The sequence below is a fragment of the Peribacillus tepidiphilus genome, from assembly GCF_009466385.1.
Lineage (GTDB): Bacteria > Bacillota > Bacilli > Bacillales > DSM-1321 > Bacillus_BN > Bacillus_BN tepidiphilus.
Map to the genome: position 1 here is coordinate 20,353 of NZ_WIAQ01000019.1, position 17,161 is coordinate 37,513.

Genomic DNA, 17,161 nt, shown 5'->3' on the forward strand with positions numbered 1-17,161 from the left:
GAACGATTTTAGATACAAAAATCCCTCCACAAAATATGTAGAGGGATTTCTTTCATTATTTTACGATATGGATTGGGTTTCCTAATGCTACTTCTGCAGCTTCCATTGTAATTTCACCTAAAGTTGGATGAGCGTGAATTGTCATAGCAATATCTTCAGCTGTCATACCCGCTTCAATAGCTAAACCTAATTCAGCGATCATGTCAGAAGCACCAGGACCCGCAATTTGTGCACCAATTACAAGGCCGTCTTCTTTACGTGTTACAAGCTTCATGAAGCCATCTGTGTTGTTAAGAGCAAGTGCTCGACCATTCGCTGCAAATGGGAATTTAGCTGCCTTAACTTCAATACCTTCTTCTTTTGCTTGTTTTTCAGTGTATCCAACTGATGCTAATTCTGGATCAGAGAATACAACAGCAGGAATAGCAAGGTAGTCGATTTCAGAAGAATGGCCTGCAATTGCTTCGGCTGCAATTTTACCTTCATAAGATGCTTTATGAGCTAGAGGAGGTCCTACAACAACATCGCCAATTGCGTAGATGTTTTTAACACTAGTACGGCATTGTTTATCAATTTCAATTAAACCTCTGTCAGTAAGCTTAATACCTACTTGCTCGAGGCCAAGCTCATCCGTATTAGGACGTCGACCTACTGTTACTAATACGTAATCAGCTTCCACTTTCTTTTCTTCACCATTTACTTCATACGTAACAATTACGCCGTTTTCCGTTTCCTCTACGCCTTTTGCCAATGCTTTTGTTACAACTTCAGCACCTTTTTTCTTTAGGTTCTTCTTAACAATGGCAGACATTTGCTTTTCAAATCCGCTAAGAATATCATCCATGCCTTCCAAAATTGTAACCTTCGTACCGAAATTAGCATATGCTCCGCCAAGCTCAGTACCGATGTATCCGCCACCGATTACAACAAGAGATTGTGGAATTTCTTGAAGATTCAAGGCTCCAGTAGAATCAAGAACGCGCTTAGAAAATTTAAATGCAGGTAGTTCAATTGGTCTTGAACCTGTTGCAATAATGGCATTTTTGAATTTGTATGTTTGCGCAGAGTTATCGTCCATCACACGTACAGTGTTTTCATCAACAAAGTAAGCTTCACCGCGAACGATGTCTACTTTGTTTCCCTTTAATAGACCTTCAACACCGCTAGTTAATTTTTTAACGACTCCTGCTTTCCATGCTTGAACTTTTGAAAAGTCAACCTTTACATTTTCAGCTGTAATACCCATATCAGATGAATGTACAGCATGCTCATATCGGTGACCAGCAGAAATCAATGCTTTAGAAGGAATACATCCAACATTCAAGCAAACTCCACCAAGATTTGCTTTTTCTACGATTGTTACCTTTTGTCCTAGTTGAGAAGCACGGATTGCTGCTACATATCCACCAGGACCAGCACCAATGACGAGAGTATCAGTTTCGATTGGAAAATCGCCTACTACCATTTTTGATTACGCCTCCATTAATAATAATTCTGGATCGTTCAATAAACGCTTAATGTGGTTTAATGCGTTTTGTGCTGTCGCACCGTCTATGATACGGTGGTCGAAGCTTAGAGAAAGAGCTAATACTGGAGCCGCAACAATTTCACCGTCACGCACGATAGCTTTTTCTGCAATACGACCAATACCTAAAATGGCAACTTCAGGATGGTTGATAACAGGAGTAAACCATTGTCCACCTGCTGAACCAATGTTTGTGATTGTGCAAGTAGCACCTTTCATTTCATTAGGAGCTAGTCTGCCTTCACGAGCTTTTGTTGCCAATTCATTGATTTCATTAGAAATAGCAAAAATAGATTTGCGATCAGCATTTTTCACAACAGGAACAAGTAGACCTTTTTCAGTGTCTGCTGCAATACCAATGTTGTAGTAGTGCTTGTGAATAATTTCGTTTGCTTCATCATCGATTGATGTGTTTAACGCTGGGAATTCACGCAATGCACTTGTTAATGCTTTCACGACATAAGGTAAGAAAGTAAGCTTGATTCCTTTTTGCGCTGCCACTTCCTTGAACTTCTTGCGATGAGCAACTAGCTTCGTTACATCCACTTCATCCATTAATGTTACGTGAGGAGCTGTATGCTTAGAGTTAACCATCGCTTTTGCGATTGCTTTTCTAATACCGCTCATTTTTTCACGAGTTTCAGGGAATTCACCTTCTGGAATTGTCACAGCAGCTGCTTTTGTTTCTTTCTCTTCTGCTTTAGGCTCAGCTTGAACTGTTTCTTGAGCTTGAGGAGCTTCAATTGGCTTGTTTCCTCCATTTAGGAATGCATCAATATCTTCTTTTAATACACGGCCATTTTTTCCAGAACCTGTAACTAAACGGATATCTACACCTTTTTCACGAGCATACTTACGTACAGACGGCATTGCGATTACACGACGGTTAGGGTCAACTTCTTCTTGAGCTTCAGCAACTGTTTCTGCTTTTGTTTCTTCAGAAGCTTTAGGAGCTTGCTCTTCTTTCTTTTCTTCTTCGTCGTGATCACCTTTGAATTTAAGGTTTTCGTATCCAGGAGCGTCAAAAGTAACTAATACGTCACCAACAACTGCAACTGAACCTTCTTCCACTTTTATTTCTTCAACTGTACCTGCAACTGGAGAAGGAATTTCAACTACTGCTTTATCGTTTTGTACTTCACAAAGTACATCGTCTTCTTGAACTTTATCACCAGGCTTGACAAACCATTTTACGATTTCACCTTCATGGATACCTTCACCGATATCCGGTAATCTAAATTGGAAACTCAAGTCATCCAACCTCCTATTTTTCCATTCATCAAATCGAACCGTTCTTAAGTGAAATGATTATATGCAACATATATATGGAAGCTGCTGAAAAATCCGAGTTGCTGGAATTTTCAGCAGTCTGTCATGATCTGATTAGAAGCTAAGAACTTTCTTCGCAGTTTCTAAAATATCTTTATAGTTTGGAAGCCATACAGGTTCTGCTTGAGAGAACGGATACACTGTATCAGGTGCAGCAACACGAAGTACAGGAGCTTCCAAGCTAAGAATTGCACGGTCGTTAATTTCTGCTACTACGTTTGCTGCAATACCCGCTTGTTTTTGAGCTTCTTGTACAACAATTGCACGTCCTGTTTTTTCAACAGAAGCAATAATTGTTTCGATATCAAGTGGACTTACAGTTCGTAAGTCTACAACTTCAACAGAGACTCCTTCTTTTGCAAGCTCTTCTGCAGCTTTTAATGACTCATGAACCATTGCACCATAAGTAATGATGGATAGGTCTGTACCTTCACGTTTTACATCTGCTTTACCTAATGGAATTGTATATTCTCCTTCTGGCACTTCTTGACGGAAGGAACGATAAAGTTTCATGTGCTCTAAGAAAATAACTGGATCATTGTCACGGATTGCAGAGATCAACAACCCTTTTGCGTCGTAAGGAGTGGATGGAATAACAACCTTTAAACCAGGCTGTTGAGCCACTAATCCTTCTAAGCTGTCTGCGTGTAATTCAGGAGTATGAACACCGCCTCCGAATGGAGAACGAATGGTGATTGGTGAATTGTATCGTCCTCCTGAACGGTAACGCATACGAGCCATTTGTCCGCTTATTGAATCCATTACTTCGTATACGAAGCCGAAGAATTGGATTTCTGGAACCGGACGGAAGCCTTCAAGTGCAAGACCAATTGCAAGACCGCCAATACCGGATTCAGCAAGAGGTGTATCAAATACGCGCTCTTCACCGAACTCTTTCTGTAAACCTTCCGTTGCGCGGAATACCCCGCCGTTAACCCCTACGTCTTCACCGAATACTAGAACTTTTTCGTCCCTCTTCATTTCAGTGCGAAGGGCATCGGTAATTGCTTGGATCATTGTCATTTGAGCCATTGCTTACTTCGACTCCTTTTCTTTATAAATTTCGTACTGTTCTTTTAAGGTAGCTGGCATTTCTTCATACATAATGCTCATTAAATCTGTCACTTTTTGTTTTGGAGTTTCGTCAGCTTTCTTAATTGCTTCTTTAATATCTTCTTTTGCTTTTTCAATTACTTCATTTTCCATTTCTTCGTTCCATAAGTTTTTCTTTTCTAAGAATTTACGGAAACGAACTAGAGGATCTTTCTTTTCCCACTCATTATCAAGTTCAGCTGAACGGTAGCGAGTTGGATCGTCACCTGCCATTGTATGAGGACCGTAACGGTAAGTTAATGTTTCAATTAATGTTGGACCTTCACCATTGATAGCGCGTTCACGAGCTTCACGAACTGCTACATATACTGCAAGTGGATCCATTCCGTCAACTTGAATTCCTGGGATACCAGCAGCTACAGCTTTTTGAGCAATTGTTTTAGCTGCAGATTGTTTCTCAACAGGTGTAGAAATAGCGAATCGGTTGTTTTGAACAATAAAGATAGCCGGAGCTTTGAATGCGCCTGCAAAGTTGATTCCTTCATAGAAATCACCTTGAGATGCACCGCCATCACCTGTGTATGTGATCGCAACAGACTTCTTACCGTTTTTCTTCATTCCAAGCGCAACACCGGCACATTGTATGTACTGTGCACCGATGATAATTTGTGGAGATATTACATTAACACCTTCTGGAATTCTGTTTCCTTCATAATGTCCGCGAGAGAACAAGAAAGCTTTATATAAAGGAAGTCCATGCCAAATCATTTGTGGTACATCACGATATCCAGGAAGAATGAAATCTTCTTTTTCTAAGGCAAATTGTGATGCAAGCTGAGAAGCTTCTTGACCTGCTGTTGGTGCATAGAAACCTAAGCGTCCTTGACGGTTTAATGAGATAGAACGCTGATCAAGAATTCTTGTATAAACCATACGTCTCATTAATTCTTGAAGCTGTTCATCTGTTAAGTCAGGCATTGCTGCTTCATTTACAACTTCGCCTTCTTCATTCAAAATTTGGAAGGTTTGAAATTGATCTTCCACATTTTTGAGCTGTTTCTTTACATCTAATTGAGCTTTAGCTTTGGAAGCCATTCGAGTCACCTCATCCTTTCAAAAAAGGTTAATGTAATGAAAAATTTTTGGAGTTGCATGTCCAAGGATTCATTTTGGTCTTATTGTCACCTGAGAGATCGCCTCGTTTTAATTTTCCACAAAAGACCTTAATAAAACATTCAATGATCATTTTATGCTTTATTTTTTCTGTATTATTTGTTTTGACAAACAAAATGATACAACTCTTTATTTCGTTTTCAGTGTACAACAATAATATTATTGACGTCAATTATTATATTTCATAATTTTACACCATTAACACTAAAAAAAAGAAAAAAATAAAAATTGGTATATTCGCAAACTGTTATATAAAAAGAAAAAATTCTGTTATATAATTATTGAACACTTTGTGAAAGTTTTTTTCCTTAAACTTATAGTATAGCAATATGTAATGAAAGCGCCAACATAATAACTAGCTTTTCCAAATACGAATTCTCTATTAAACACAGCTCTCTAATTCTGAAAATATTAAAAGGGGCTTGACAAAACAATCAAGTCCCTTCTTTTATTATCTATTGAAAATATTTATTCTTCTACCGTAACATCCATTTTGGCATTTTTATAGAAATCCATTTTTTCATTATTATATTCAGCGGTTATTTTATTATACTGATTGTTTGCTTTGAACACCTGATCATAGGAGGCATTAACATGATCTATACTTTTCTGAAGCTCATCAATCGTTAAATCTTCTTTTTTGAAACTCTCATAAACGGATAAATCCTTTTCGATACTTTCCATATAAACATTGTAGAGCTTTTCATAAGATTTATATCGTTCCGTCATCAATTTTTTTACATGCTGTGCTTGTTTTTTGAGTTTGTCGTCTTTTAAATCACCAATCAGTTTGTCCAATTTTTCAAATTCTTTCTGAGAAGCTATTATGCATTCTCTTTCTTTGTTCATCGCTTCTTTTCTTTTGTAGGCATTTGTAATGGCGTCATCTGACAGCTTAACAATTTGATCAAATTCTTTCATACCCAGTTGAATAATCTGATGATATAGCTTTTTCTCATTTTCCTCTAGTTTTACAATAGGGGGCTGTTGTTTACCCAATTCACTCTCTATAGATGCGACATTTTCAAGTAGTTTAAAAATTTTCTCTTCCGGAGAAGAACGATTCAAACATCCTGATAATACAAATACTATTGACATAATAAGAAACAAACAATGATGTCTACAGTAATACATTAGCAATCCCCCCAAAATAATAACACATTCTACTATATGTAATAAAACAAACATTTACAATCGGAAGTTGAGTACCTAATATTTTCAGTAATTCCAATAATATAGAAGTATTTTTTTACTATTCATTCATGCAAGGAATAGCTTGTCCTTTGATCCAATTTATTCAGATTATTCTTTTATTATGACTGAATATTTCCCAAAGCTGCCATTCCGTTTACATTAAAAAGGGATTGAGTTAATATTTTGGGAAGAGAACCATACATTGATATAAATACAAACTTAATTTACATAGAGGTGGAAAAATTGATTACAATGAAGGATATTATTCGTGAAGGTCATCCGACACTGCGAAAAGTTGCAGAAGAGGTAAAATTACCAGCCTCAGAGGAAGAAAAAAAAATCTTACACGAAATGCTGGAATACGTTAAAAACAGCCAGAACCCTGAAATCGCAGAAAAATACGGACTCCGTCCTGGGATTGGGTTGGCTGCTCCTCAAATAAACGTCTCAAAACGAATGATTGCCGTTCATGTAACAGATGAAAAAGGAACTCTTTACAGCTATGCTTTATTTAACCCGAAAATTGTAAGCCATTCTATTGAAAAAGCATACTTAACATCTGGTGAAGGCTGCTTGTCTGTTGACAGAGCAGTTCCAGGATATGTTCCGAGATATGCACGCGTAACAGTAACTGGTACAACTGTAGATGGAGAAGTTGTGAAGCTTCGTCTAAAAGGTCTACCGGCTATTGTGTTTCAGCATGAAATCGACCACTTAAATGGTATTATGTTTTACGATCACATTAATCAAAACGATCCTTTTGCACCGATTCCAGATGCTATTCCAATTGAAAGATAAGCGAACCAGACGGCTGTATGAATTAACGAAATCTTTTAAACTGGTGTTTTCACAAACCTACAGAAATGAAAAAGGATAAACCTTATATCTTCCGTTTGAAGAAAATAAGATTTATCCTTTTTCGTTACCGATATCAGAATTGAAAGCGAACATTAAATAAGCTTTAGTTTCTTCAATCCATTATAAATTCCATCCTCATCTACAGGAGTTGTGACCAAATCAGCATGCTTCTTCAATTCCTCGACAGCATTGCCCATTGCAACTCCTGTACCTACAGTCTTTATCATTTCTATATCATTTAGTCCGTCTCCAAATGCAAAAACATCATCGATCTTAAAGCCTGCTTTCTCTATAAGCTTTAGAATACCTGCCGCTTTCGAACCTCCGTCCGGTAGAACATCCAGGCAGTTTTCATGCCAACGAATAAAACGAAATTCAGGATAATTCTCTAAAAATAAATGCTCTTCATCCCTATTACAAAATAAAAGCACCTGGTAGATATCATTATTATTGAAAAATTCATAGTCATGTTCCGGATGAGACATTTTTAATGACCCCATCCCCTCCTCAATCCGTTTATGAAAAGGAACGGATGCTTTCATGGATTTTTCATTTAAGAATACAAGAGGCACCTGATGCTCTGCAGAATGAGATAGAAGCCTTTCTATGTTTGATGTAAGCAGTGGTTTTTTATAAATGACTTGTCCCTCAAAAACCACATATTGTCCGTTAAAACTCACATAAGAACTAATATCAAGTTCTTCTCTCAATTCTTCGAACATAAACGGAGCTCGTCCGGTAGCAATTGCTACATAAACACCATTTTCCTGCAATTTTTTTATGGCATTTTTGGTTGATTGCGGCAATTTTTTATCATGGTCCAACAACGTACCATCTATATCAAAAAAGACGATTTTGCTCATGCTGATCACTTCCCTTGTTATTTCGTAACTACCTCATTAAATACCTTTTAATAGGATTTAGTCAAGAAACTGCAATCATAATTAGAAAATTTTCCACAACCTTCATGCAAGCTTATCCTAAGTTCTACGTATAATATCACTAAACAGGTCGATTTTTTTACTAGTGATGATCCTTTATAATACAAAATAATAAGCAAGTAATTGAAATCATAGGAAAGTCATATTTACTTTATGAAACTTTAGTTTACAATACTATATAAGGGGAGTGATGGTTTATGCTCAAAAAGCTCCGGAAAAAGCTGCTGAAACAATGGAAGGATTGGCTTAGAAAGAAATCAATCGCATAATTTTGATTTTAATGCCCTTCAACACTTGCGAAGGGCTTATTCTTTCCTGTAAAGTTTTAGGAGTAATCTTTTTACATATTTCCTTCACTAATGAAATAGAAGATTGTTAAAAACATGAAAAAGCTGCTATTTTTTTATATAATAAATTAAAGACCTTTTTAAAAGGTATTTAATCATTAATTTACTCTTTAACTAAAAGGTGATGGGGTTGAGAGATATGTTTATGGAAGGTACATGTCATGTGTATTGCTGCCGACCGATAACCATATTGGCCTAGCCCTTTTCCATATTATGCAAAACATTTGATTGAGGAGCGATTGTTATGATTTTCAAGGTTTACTATCAAGAAACAGCTAGTGAAGTACCTGTTCGTGAAAAAACTAAGACCATTTACATCGAAGGGGATTCTGAACGAGAAGTTCGATTAAAACTTAAGGAAAAGGCATATAACATTGAGTTTATTCAACCTGTTACAGGTAATTACTTAGAATACGAAAAACAAAACGCAGATTTTAAAGTATTGGAGCTATGATAATTTATGAAATTCGTTAAAAATGATCAAACTGCCGTTTTCGCCCTTGGGGGTCTCGGTGAAATCGGGAAAAACACATACGGAGTTCAATTTCAAGATGAAATTATTCTAATCGATGCTGGAATTAAGTTTCCAGAGGATGAATTACTTGGAATTGACTATGTCATTCCCGATTATTCTTATTTAGTAAATAATCAAGAAAAAATTAAAGGATTATTTATCACCCATGGTCACGAGGATCACATTGGGGGAATCCCATACCTTCTTCGCCAAGTAAATATTCCGATTTACGGTGGAAAGCTTGCCCTAGGTCTCATTAAAAATAAATTAGAAGAACACGGATTGCTTAGGCAAGCGAAGCTGATTGAAATTAAAGAGGACGATGTGATCAAATTCCGGAAGACTTCTGTCACTTTCTTCCGTACCACTCATAGTATTCCGGATTCATATGGGATTGTGGTAAAAACTCCACCTGGACAAATTGTACATACAGGAGATTTTAAATTCGATTTTACTCCTGTTGGTGAGCCCGCTAACTTAACAAAAATGGCTGAAATCGGAAAAGAAGGTGTACTTTGTCTGCTTTCTGACAGTACAAACAGTGAGGTTCCAAATTTCACGATGTCAGAAAGACGTGTCGGCGAAAGCATTCATGACATTTTCAGAAAAGTGGAAGGGCGTATCATCTTTGCTACCTTCGCATCCAATATCCATCGCCTTCAACAAGTTACAGAAGCGGCTGTGGCCAATGGTAGAAAAATCGCTGTTTTCGGAAGAAGTATGGAAGCAGCTATTGAAATCGGTCAAGAGCTCGGATACATTCGCTGCCCGAAAGACACGTTCATTGATGCACAGCAGATCAACCGATTGCCATCCAATCAAGTAACGATCCTATGTACAGGAAGTCAGGGAGAGCCGATGGCTGCGTTATCCCGTATCGCAAACGGTACGCACAGACAAATTCAAATTATTCCTGGAGATACGGTTGTGTTCTCTTCATCTCCTATTCCAGGCAACACAATCAGCGTATCACGTACCATCAATATGCTATTTAAAGCAGGAGCAGAAGTTATTCACGGTTCACTGAGTGATATCCATACTTCCGGTCACGGAGGACAAGAAGAACAAAAATTGATGTTGCGATTGATGAAGCCGAAATTCTTTATGCCAATCCACGGTGAATATCGCATGCAAAAAATGCATGTTCGGCACGCTGTAGACTGCGGCATACCTGAAGAAAACTGTTTCATCATGGATAACGGAGAAGTGCTTGCCTTAACCGATCATTCTGCTCAAATAGCAGGTAAAATCCAATCTGGTTCTGTATATATTGACGGTAGCGGAATCGGTGATATTGGTAATATCGTATTACGCGACCGTCGTATCCTGTCTGAAGAAGGATTGGTTGTCGTTGTCGTAAGTATTAATATGAAGGATTTCAAAATAGCAGCAGGTCCTGACATTATTTCACGCGGTTTTGTTTACATGCGTGAATCTGGTGATCTTATTAACGATGCGCAAACACTTATCACAAAGCATTTAAATAAAGTGATGGAGCGCAGAACAAATCAATGGTCCGAAATTAAAAATGAAATTACGGATACCCTTGCTCCTTTCCTTTATGAAAAAACGAAGCGCCGCCCAATGATTCTACCGATTATTATGGAAGTATAAGAAAAAAGGCTGTTCCGAAAGCTTTACTTTTGGAACAGCCTTTTTGTTTTATTCTACAATTTTCTTTTCAAAACGGTTTATGTCAGAATCAGCACCAATAACAATTAGAATGTCGCCTTCAAGGATTCTCTCGTTTGCTTGAGGAGATACAATGATATCATTGCCTCTTTTAAACGCGACAATATTGATTCCATATTTCGCGCGGATATCAAGGTCAATAAGCGTCTTACCTGCCATTTTGCTGCTAGCCACAATTTCCACAATTGAATGCTCATCTGATAGCTCCAAATAATCAAGTACATTGTTCGAAACAATATTATGAGCAATTCTTTTTCCCATATCCCGCTCAGGATGTACAACATGGTCAGCACCGATTTTTCTAAGCACCTTTTCATGGTAATCATTTTGAGCTTTTACGGTTATTTTGTTAACACCTAACTCTTTAAGCATTAGCGTGGTTAGTATGCTTGCTTGAATGTTATCACCGATGGCTACGATTACATGATCAAAATTACGTATTCCAAGGCTTTTCAAAACAGTTTCGTCCGTTGTATCACCTACAACAGCATGTGAAGCAATCGTAGCAAACTCGTTCACTTTATCTTCATCAATATCAATGGCTAGTACTTCCATACCTTGTTCAGCTAAGGTCCGGCAAATACTTCCCCCAAATCGTCCTAATCCAATAACTGCAAATTCTTTTTTCACAAGAAATTCCTCCAAAAGAGTAATTCAAATACTTCTCATATTCTACCACAAAGAAAAATGTATTTACACCTACTAAGATCTTTTACTATTATCAGGAATCGAACAAAAAACATTCATAGCAAAAGACCGTGAGTAGCAGTCACTGGAAACATTTGACGTGTGCAATTTGGAGGATCCTACAATTATCACCTAAAAAATAAACATTTCAACCCATAAAAAATAAAAGACTGATCAAATGATCAGCCTTTCAGACTGTTGACAAACGCTCGCATTCTTCGTCACGAACCCTACTCCGGTGCTCATTACCGTCTAGGGTAACTCCGCTCCTCGTACAGGTTCGTTCCTCGACTGACAAGCGTTTTCAATCAGCCTGAATGTGCGTAAAACATTACTTTGTCTTCAATCTAAAAGACTGATCAAATGATCAGTCTTTACACTTATTCTGCTTTCTCGCCTTCTTCTAATACACGGAGGACGCGCTTTTCTAGCATTTTCATTCCGCTTCCACCCGCTTGGAAATGACGGAGTACACCTGTTTTATCAAATACGTAATAGGCAGGAACGTATTGATTTTCAAAGGCATCCGTCAGTTTTAATTCGCTGTCAACGAAAATTGGCTGTGTAATGTCATGTTCAGCGGCCACTCTTTTAATTTCTTCTATGTTTACATCATCTTCAGATCGTGGCATATGAACTGCGACAACATTTAACTTATCTTTGAATCGATCGCGAAATTCATTTACTTGCGGCATCGCTTCTTTGCATAGATAACAGCTGATGGACCAGAAGTGGATTAATGTAGGCTTCTCTCCAATAAGATCAGCCTTTTTTACTTCTCCGTTTAGCCATTCAGTCGCACCAACCAATTCAGGCATTTCTGTACGTAATCTCACGAGAATGCACCTCCGTTAATGTATGAAGTATGAAAAAGACCTAACACTAGGTTAGGCCTTACTATTAGGAAACTCTTTGATTATAGAGTTTTTTGTCCTGGTCTCCAGTTAGCAGGGCACAATCCGCCTGTTTGAAGAGCTTGAAGTACGCGAAGAGTTTCATCTACATCACGGCCAATGTTGTTGTGATGAACAACTGAATACATTAATTCACCTTCTGGGCTGATGATGAAAAGACCGCGAAGTGCGATTCCTTCTTCTTCAATTAACACGCCGTATTCGCGAGAAACAACGTGGTTTGTGTCAGCTGCTAATGGATATTTAAGATCTCCTAAACCGTTGTTTTTACGATCCGTGTTAATCCAAGCTAAGTGAGTATGGATTGTATCTGTAGAAACTCCAATCACTTCTGCGTCTAAATCTGCAAACTCATCATAACGGTCAGAAAGAGCAATAATTTCTGTTGGACATACGAAAGTAAAGTCCATTGGATAGAAGAAAAGAACTGTCCATTTTCCTTGTTTCATGATTTCTTCAAGGCTAACTTTTCCGAATTCTTTGTTTGGTAATACAGCATCCATTTCAAAACGAGGTGCTTGTTTTCCTACCATACGCTCTGGCATGAATAAATCCCTCCAAAATAAATTTTTATTTTAATTGAGAATATAAGAGTATATATTCTCAATTAGTCCCTAAACACATTTCTTATTATAGACAAGACTACATAGTTAGTCAACCTTTATTTAAAATTAATTTAAAAAAGGATTTATTTTAAAAGATAATTTGACAACATGTAAAAACATCCCTCTTTCATCCTTCCCTTTATGATGAAAAATAATCATGGAAAAATGGAAAGTATGGGACAATACATAGTTTATCATTGATTTATCGTGGAATAAAATAATATGCTTTGGGATGGAGAATTTTAGGAAATGTTTCTGAATAGAGGTTTTTAAACTGTTTTACTTCTTTATAAACCAAGGGCCTGGCACCCTTCGATCCGTATATAGAAAACTAGAGGACTGTTCCTACAATTTGTCATTACTATATATGGGGGCCAAGCACTTTTGTAGTACCTGTTATTTTTTTATTTGGAATATTTATAAACATAGAAAATGATTCTGCCAAAAATACTTCTTAATCCCTAACACTTTTAAAAACTGCTCGATTTTATGAAGTGATTGTTCCTCATATTCCTCAATGATAGAAAACTCTCTAAAATATGCCACTTTCTCATAATTCTGGCAAGTATTTTTAAATCCTTCTAAAATAGATCCATCTTCAGCACAGGTGTAAATGATTGCTTCCCCAACTTTCTTCGAAGCATGCTTAAAATAAAAAGAAAAGACAATAGCACATTCTTCATCAAAAAAAGAAGGATTCACTGTCATACTAATATCTACCATTTTCCTTACACCTACCTTTGATTAGTACATTTATACAATATCAAAATTAGAAATCATAGATAAAAGTCCTTTAAAAGTGAAAAATTGTGATTTTTTCTGTTTTTTTTGGTGAATTAGCGCATTAACCTTTCAAAATATAACTAGAGGAATATGCCTAAAAGAATAGGTCATAAATAATAAAAATGCACCTCACATTTGAGGTGCAAATCAAGAGGGTGTAGATATAAAATTAAAAAACTGGTGGTAATTCGAAAGTTCCTACTGTACCACCATTATCTTGGTTTGCTGCAGGTACAGCAAAGGTAAATCCTGCAATAAGAGTTAATGCAAATAATACTCCGATTAATTTCTTTTTCATGGGTAATTCCTCCTCATTTTCTAAAAAATATTTAATTAATGCTGATAAAACTTTATAGTTATATATAACCATATTCAAAATAATTAAGGATTCTTGAATAATTCTATTTACAGTATAAAATATACGAAAAATCTATAATTTTCTATTTGTATATTAAAAAAATATAACTCTAGGCATATTTTAAGGAGTTTGGAAAATGGACTTTTTTGCAATTGGACAGAAGATTAAAGAACTACGTAAACAGGCTGGTTTTTCACAGTCCGAACTTGCAGAGGGAATTTGTACCCAAGCACAAATAAGCAAAATTGAAAAAGGAGATGTATATCCATATGCATCAACCCTTTACTTAATTTCTAAGAAACTAGGTGTAGATGTCAATTACTTTTTTGATATTGGGATGACTCCTAGACTAGATTATGTCCAAGAAGTAAGTTATCAATTAAAAATTACTAGAAGGTCGATGAATTATGAAGAAATGCGCCAAATTGTAGAAACAGAAGAAAAAAATCCACTTTTTATCCAAAATAAAAGAAATTATCAATTACTTTTATGGCATAAAGGGATTTATGAATACATGTTGAACAAAAATGTAGAAAAAGCCATTGATATATTAGAACAAGCCATCACATTGACACAACCAAAAAATAAAATACTTACAGAAAAAGAAATCGAGTTATTATTAAGCATAGGTGTGATATATTCTGAAGAACATCTGCACGAAAAAGCACTTGAAACATACAATACCGCGAATACTCATATGAAGTCTTTGCCATATTTGAACGATTGTACCATTAAAACTAGGCTTTTATACAATCTTGCAAGAACCCATACAAGATTGGGGCAGTTTAAAGAATCCATTAAATATTGTGAAGAAGCTATTAAATGGTGCTTGCAGAAGGAAAATCTTTATTTATTGGGTGAACTGCATTATCATTTAGGATATAACTATGAATTAAAGGAAAACTTTCAGACAGCCTCGAAATATATGAAAAAGGCCTATTTCATTTTAGATTTACAAAACAATAAACGTTTTACAGCTTTTATTAAAGAAAAACTGGAAGGCTGGAAAAAAGAAGGCAAGACTTCAATTTTATTAGAAGTGTAAAACGGGAGACTATTTGGTCAAATAGTCTCCTATTTTTTCATTCATTTTTTGATTGTTATTTGCTCATTCATAGCTTATAAAGACCTCTGTATATTTCCTCTATTTCATCCAATTTCATTCTGACTAAACCATTTCATGAACACAAAAAAATATGATCCTTTGGGCAAATACCCTGTCATGCTACGCTTAGCGACATATTTTATAGGGAAATATCCCAAAAAGGAGCGTTGCCATGATGAATCCTTATGTTTACTATGTTCCGCAACAACCTGACTATTATATGCAGCCATATCATTTGTACCCTTCAGTTGATCAAGAACAAGATGACCAACAGAGACAACAACCTCAACTTCGTGCCCTTGAACGAAGAGTAGATGCACTTGAAAGACAAAATGAACAGCAATCGAGAGAAATCAATCGGTTAAATCGAGAACAAAATCGACAGGAGCAGGAAATCAGGCGCCTTAATGAAAGCGTTGAACGCCTTACACGTCGCCTGAACAGAGTAAACCAAAGATTACGTGCAGTAGAAAACCGGCTAAATATTCCATTTACCCCGTTTGAAGGTGAGTATTAACATCTACATTACCAGGTTCTAAATATACCAATTGTAAAAAACTCGTTGATTTATATTTTTCATTAGGGTGATTTCTTGGGGATTTGTGTATTTTACCTCACTTGAATTTATGTCAAAAAAGCTGGTGTACAATGTGCACCACTTTTTTGATTCCGCTTATTTTTTAAGTCATTGGATTTCATCTTATAATGAAATCTCCTCATATATGTAATTTAATATTCATATTTTTCTGTTAAAATATATGATAGTATAACTAATTATTTCGAGGCATTAATATGAGAAAACTAAAGATTTTATTGTTATTTATACCCTTCATTTTGATTGCATGCTCCACTGATTATGCTAAGCCAATCGAAAAAAAACCTAATAAAGGGGAAATAACATCCTCTCCCCTATCACAGCCTGCCCATTCTTCTCAGCCAGAACCTATTGTTCATCGGGTAAAAATGACAGTAGTAGGAGATCTAATGGTTCATGACTGGCAACTCGCTGACGCTTTAAACCAAAGTAATGGTACATATCATTTTGATTATTCATTTGATCAAATAAAAGATTTATTGTCAAATGCTGATTTAACTGTAGGGAATTTAGAGACCGTTTTAGCAGGAAAAGATGCTGACTTTACCGGTTATCCAATGTTTAATACACCTGAAGCCTTTGCAGAAAGTTTAAGAAATGCCGGATTCGATTTATTAACAACAGCGAATAATCATTCCAATGATAGAAAAGAAGCGGGCGTATTACGAACTCTTGAGGTGTTGGATAGAATCGGGCTGGATCATGTTGGGACATATCCATCCAAAGTAGTGCAGAACAAGATTTTCATAAAAGAAATCAACAACATTACATTTGCTTTTGTCTCATTTACCTATGGGACGAACGGAATCCCTCTTCCTAAAGGAAAAGAATATTTAATTAATATCATGACAAAAAACTTTGTTATAAACGAGATCAAAAAGGCAAAAGCTTTAAACCCGGATTTTGTTATTGTTCTTCCACATATGGGTAATGAATATGAACTTATGCCGAGTCAGGCTTATATCGATTGGGTGAACGTAATGTTTAACTCAGGTGCAGATTTGATCTTAGCTAGTCACCCACACGTCGTACAGCCTGTGGCTTATAAACCTACTATGGATGAAAATGGTGTGACAAGAAATAAGTTTGTAGCCTATTCATTAGGTAATTTCATTTCTTCCCAAAGGACACAACCAAGAGATGCCGGAATAATGCTTCATCTCTATTTCATCAAAACCGAAGGAAGAAAAGCGGAGCTAGAACACGCTTCATACACTCCAACATGGGTTCAATTCAAAGACAGCTCTAACCAATACCTCATTCGAACATTGTCGGTCCCTGATGTTCTTAAAGATCAGTTGAGCGGCGGTAACAGCTTTCATTTAAGAAAACAGGATTTTGATAGAGTAAAGGAAGTTCATAATCATCTCGCCAATATCCTTCTACAAAAGGGGGTACCTTTAGAAAATATCCAGGACGAATATATGATTCCGTTTGAAAGGAACGGGGCTATCCAATAAGTCGAATTTTCGGCTTTTGGATGCCCCT

Annotated in this window: 17 protein-coding genes; 6 read left to right on the forward strand and 11 right to left on the reverse strand. The window is 36.5% G+C overall.

Annotated features, from left to right (window positions below; all coding sequences use genetic code 11):
- Positions 1 to 55 precede the first annotated feature (55 nt).
- From lpdA to GD441_RS11105, 5 genes are all read right to left on the reverse strand, one after another.
- Complete coding sequence (gene lpdA / locus GD441_RS11085) at positions 56 to 1,465, reverse strand: dihydrolipoyl dehydrogenase (RefSeq protein WP_153126504.1); 1,410 nt, start codon at positions 1,463 to 1,465, stop codon at positions 56 to 58.
- Between the two features lie 6 nt (positions 1,466 to 1,471).
- Positions 1,472 to 2,776: a dihydrolipoamide acetyltransferase family protein gene (locus GD441_RS11090; RefSeq protein ID WP_153126505.1), complete on the reverse strand. Its 1,305-nt coding sequence runs from the start codon at positions 2,774 to 2,776 to the stop codon at positions 1,472 to 1,474.
- 132 nt (positions 2,777 to 2,908) lie between these two features.
- Complete coding sequence (locus GD441_RS11095) at positions 2,909 to 3,886, reverse strand: alpha-ketoacid dehydrogenase subunit beta (RefSeq protein WP_153126506.1); 978 nt, start codon at positions 3,884 to 3,886, stop codon at positions 2,909 to 2,911.
- Positions 3,887 to 3,889: 3 nt separating this feature from the next.
- Positions 3,890 to 5,002 (reverse strand): pyruvate dehydrogenase (acetyl-transferring) E1 component subunit alpha, encoded by a 1,113-nt coding sequence (gene pdhA, locus GD441_RS11100; protein ID WP_153126507.1) that lies wholly within the window; start codon positions 5,000 to 5,002, stop codon positions 3,890 to 3,892.
- Between the two features lie 546 nt (positions 5,003 to 5,548).
- Positions 5,549 to 6,214 carry a YkyA family protein gene (locus GD441_RS11105; RefSeq protein ID WP_191992164.1) on the reverse strand — a complete coding sequence of 222 codons (666 nt, stop codon included), beginning with the start codon at positions 6,212 to 6,214 and terminating at the stop codon, positions 5,549 to 5,551.
- Positions 6,215 to 6,517: 303 nt separating this feature from the next.
- Between GD441_RS11105 and def the strand changes: the two genes are divergently transcribed.
- Positions 6,518 to 7,072 (forward strand): peptide deformylase, encoded by a 555-nt coding sequence (def, locus tag GD441_RS11110; protein ID WP_153126509.1) that lies wholly within the window; start codon positions 6,518 to 6,520, stop codon positions 7,070 to 7,072.
- A 152-nt stretch (positions 7,073 to 7,224) separates the two neighbouring features.
- Here the strand turns inward: def and GD441_RS11115 are convergent, their stop codons facing one another.
- The gene (locus tag GD441_RS11115) at positions 7,225 to 7,995 is read right to left on the reverse strand and encodes a Cof-type HAD-IIB family hydrolase (protein WP_153126510.1); all 771 of its coding nucleotides are present in this window, start codon (positions 7,993 to 7,995) and stop codon (positions 7,225 to 7,227) included.
- A gap of 669 nt (positions 7,996 to 8,664) precedes the next feature.
- Here GD441_RS11115 and GD441_RS11120 point away from each other — a divergent pair.
- Complete coding sequence (locus GD441_RS11120; RefSeq protein WP_153126511.1) at positions 8,665 to 8,874, forward strand: DNA-dependent RNA polymerase subunit epsilon; 210 nt, start codon at positions 8,665 to 8,667, stop codon at positions 8,872 to 8,874.
- A gap of 6 nt (positions 8,875 to 8,880) precedes the next feature.
- On the forward strand, positions 8,881 to 10,548 hold the full coding sequence (gene rnjA / locus GD441_RS11125) for a ribonuclease J1 (protein WP_153126512.1): 1,668 nt from the start codon (positions 8,881 to 8,883) through the stop codon (positions 10,546 to 10,548).
- A gap of 48 nt (positions 10,549 to 10,596) precedes the next feature.
- Here the strand turns inward: rnjA and GD441_RS11130 are convergent, their stop codons facing one another.
- The 5 genes from GD441_RS11130 to GD441_RS17455 form a co-directional block, all read right to left on the reverse strand.
- Positions 10,597 to 11,256 (reverse strand): potassium channel family protein, encoded by a 660-nt coding sequence (locus tag GD441_RS11130; protein WP_153126513.1) that lies wholly within the window; start codon positions 11,254 to 11,256, stop codon positions 10,597 to 10,599.
- Positions 11,257 to 11,693: 437 nt separating this feature from the next.
- Positions 11,694 to 12,149, reverse strand: a complete 456-nt coding sequence (locus GD441_RS11135) for a TlpA disulfide reductase family protein (protein WP_153126514.1) — start codon at positions 12,147 to 12,149, stop codon at positions 11,694 to 11,696.
- A gap of 80 nt (positions 12,150 to 12,229) precedes the next feature.
- Positions 12,230 to 12,772 (reverse strand): peroxiredoxin, encoded by a 543-nt coding sequence (locus GD441_RS11140; RefSeq protein ID WP_153126515.1) that lies wholly within the window; start codon positions 12,770 to 12,772, stop codon positions 12,230 to 12,232.
- A gap of 477 nt (positions 12,773 to 13,249) precedes the next feature.
- Positions 13,250 to 13,555 carry a hypothetical protein gene (locus tag GD441_RS11145; protein WP_153126516.1) on the reverse strand — a complete coding sequence of 102 codons (306 nt, stop codon included), beginning with the start codon at positions 13,553 to 13,555 and terminating at the stop codon, positions 13,250 to 13,252.
- Positions 13,556 to 13,784: 229 nt separating this feature from the next.
- A complete protein-coding gene (locus tag GD441_RS17455) occupies positions 13,785 to 13,913 on the reverse strand; it encodes a hypothetical protein (RefSeq protein ID WP_263862441.1) in 129 nt (42 codons plus the stop codon).
- Positions 13,914 to 14,109: 196 nt separating this feature from the next.
- Between GD441_RS17455 and GD441_RS11150 the strand changes: the two genes are divergently transcribed.
- From GD441_RS11150 to GD441_RS11160, 3 genes are all read left to right on the forward strand, one after another.
- Positions 14,110 to 15,018 (forward strand): helix-turn-helix domain-containing protein, encoded by a 909-nt coding sequence (locus tag GD441_RS11150; protein WP_153126517.1) that lies wholly within the window; start codon positions 14,110 to 14,112, stop codon positions 15,016 to 15,018.
- A gap of 235 nt (positions 15,019 to 15,253) precedes the next feature.
- The gene (locus tag GD441_RS11155; RefSeq protein WP_153126527.1) at positions 15,254 to 15,595 is read left to right on the forward strand and encodes a DUF16 domain-containing protein; all 342 of its coding nucleotides are present in this window, start codon (positions 15,254 to 15,256) and stop codon (positions 15,593 to 15,595) included.
- 275 nt (positions 15,596 to 15,870) lie between these two features.
- A complete protein-coding gene (locus tag GD441_RS11160; protein WP_153126518.1) occupies positions 15,871 to 17,133 on the forward strand; it encodes a CapA family protein in 1,263 nt (420 codons plus the stop codon).
- Positions 17,134 to 17,161 lie beyond the last annotated feature (28 nt).

Coding starts and splice junctions, on each gene's coding strand:
- GD441_RS17455 (WP_263862441.1), bottom strand. CDS start 13,913: ATGAAAAAGAAATTAATCGGAGTATTATTTGCATTAACTCTTATTGCA.
- GD441_RS11140 (WP_153126515.1), bottom strand. CDS start 12,772: ATGCCAGAGCGTATGGTAGGAAAACAAGCACCTCGTTTTGAAATGGAT.
- pdhA (WP_153126507.1), bottom strand. CDS start 5,002: ATGGCTTCCAAAGCTAAAGCTCAATTAGATGTAAAGAAACAGCTCAAA.
- GD441_RS11105 (WP_191992164.1), bottom strand. CDS start 6,214: ATGTATTACTGTAGACATCATTGTTTGTTTCTTATTATGTCAATAGTA.
- rnjA (WP_153126512.1), top strand. CDS start 8,881: ATGAAATTCGTTAAAAATGATCAAACTGCCGTTTTCGCCCTTGGGGGT.
- GD441_RS11145 (WP_153126516.1), bottom strand. CDS start 13,555: ATGGTAGATATTAGTATGACAGTGAATCCTTCTTTTTTTGATGAAGAA.
- GD441_RS11120 (WP_153126511.1), top strand. CDS start 8,665: ATGATTTTCAAGGTTTACTATCAAGAAACAGCTAGTGAAGTACCTGTT.
- GD441_RS11160 (WP_153126518.1), top strand. CDS start 15,871: ATGAGAAAACTAAAGATTTTATTGTTATTTATACCCTTCATTTTGATT.
- GD441_RS11115 (WP_153126510.1), bottom strand. CDS start 7,995: ATGAGCAAAATCGTCTTTTTTGATATAGATGGTACGTTGTTGGACCAT.
- GD441_RS11155 (WP_153126527.1), top strand. CDS start 15,254: ATGAATCCTTATGTTTACTATGTTCCGCAACAACCTGACTATTATATG.
- GD441_RS11095 (WP_153126506.1), bottom strand. CDS start 3,886: ATGGCTCAAATGACAATGATCCAAGCAATTACCGATGCCCTTCGCACT.
- lpdA (WP_153126504.1), bottom strand. CDS start 1,465: ATGGTAGTAGGCGATTTTCCAATCGAAACTGATACTCTCGTCATTGGT.
- GD441_RS11150 (WP_153126517.1), top strand. CDS start 14,110: ATGGACTTTTTTGCAATTGGACAGAAGATTAAAGAACTACGTAAACAG.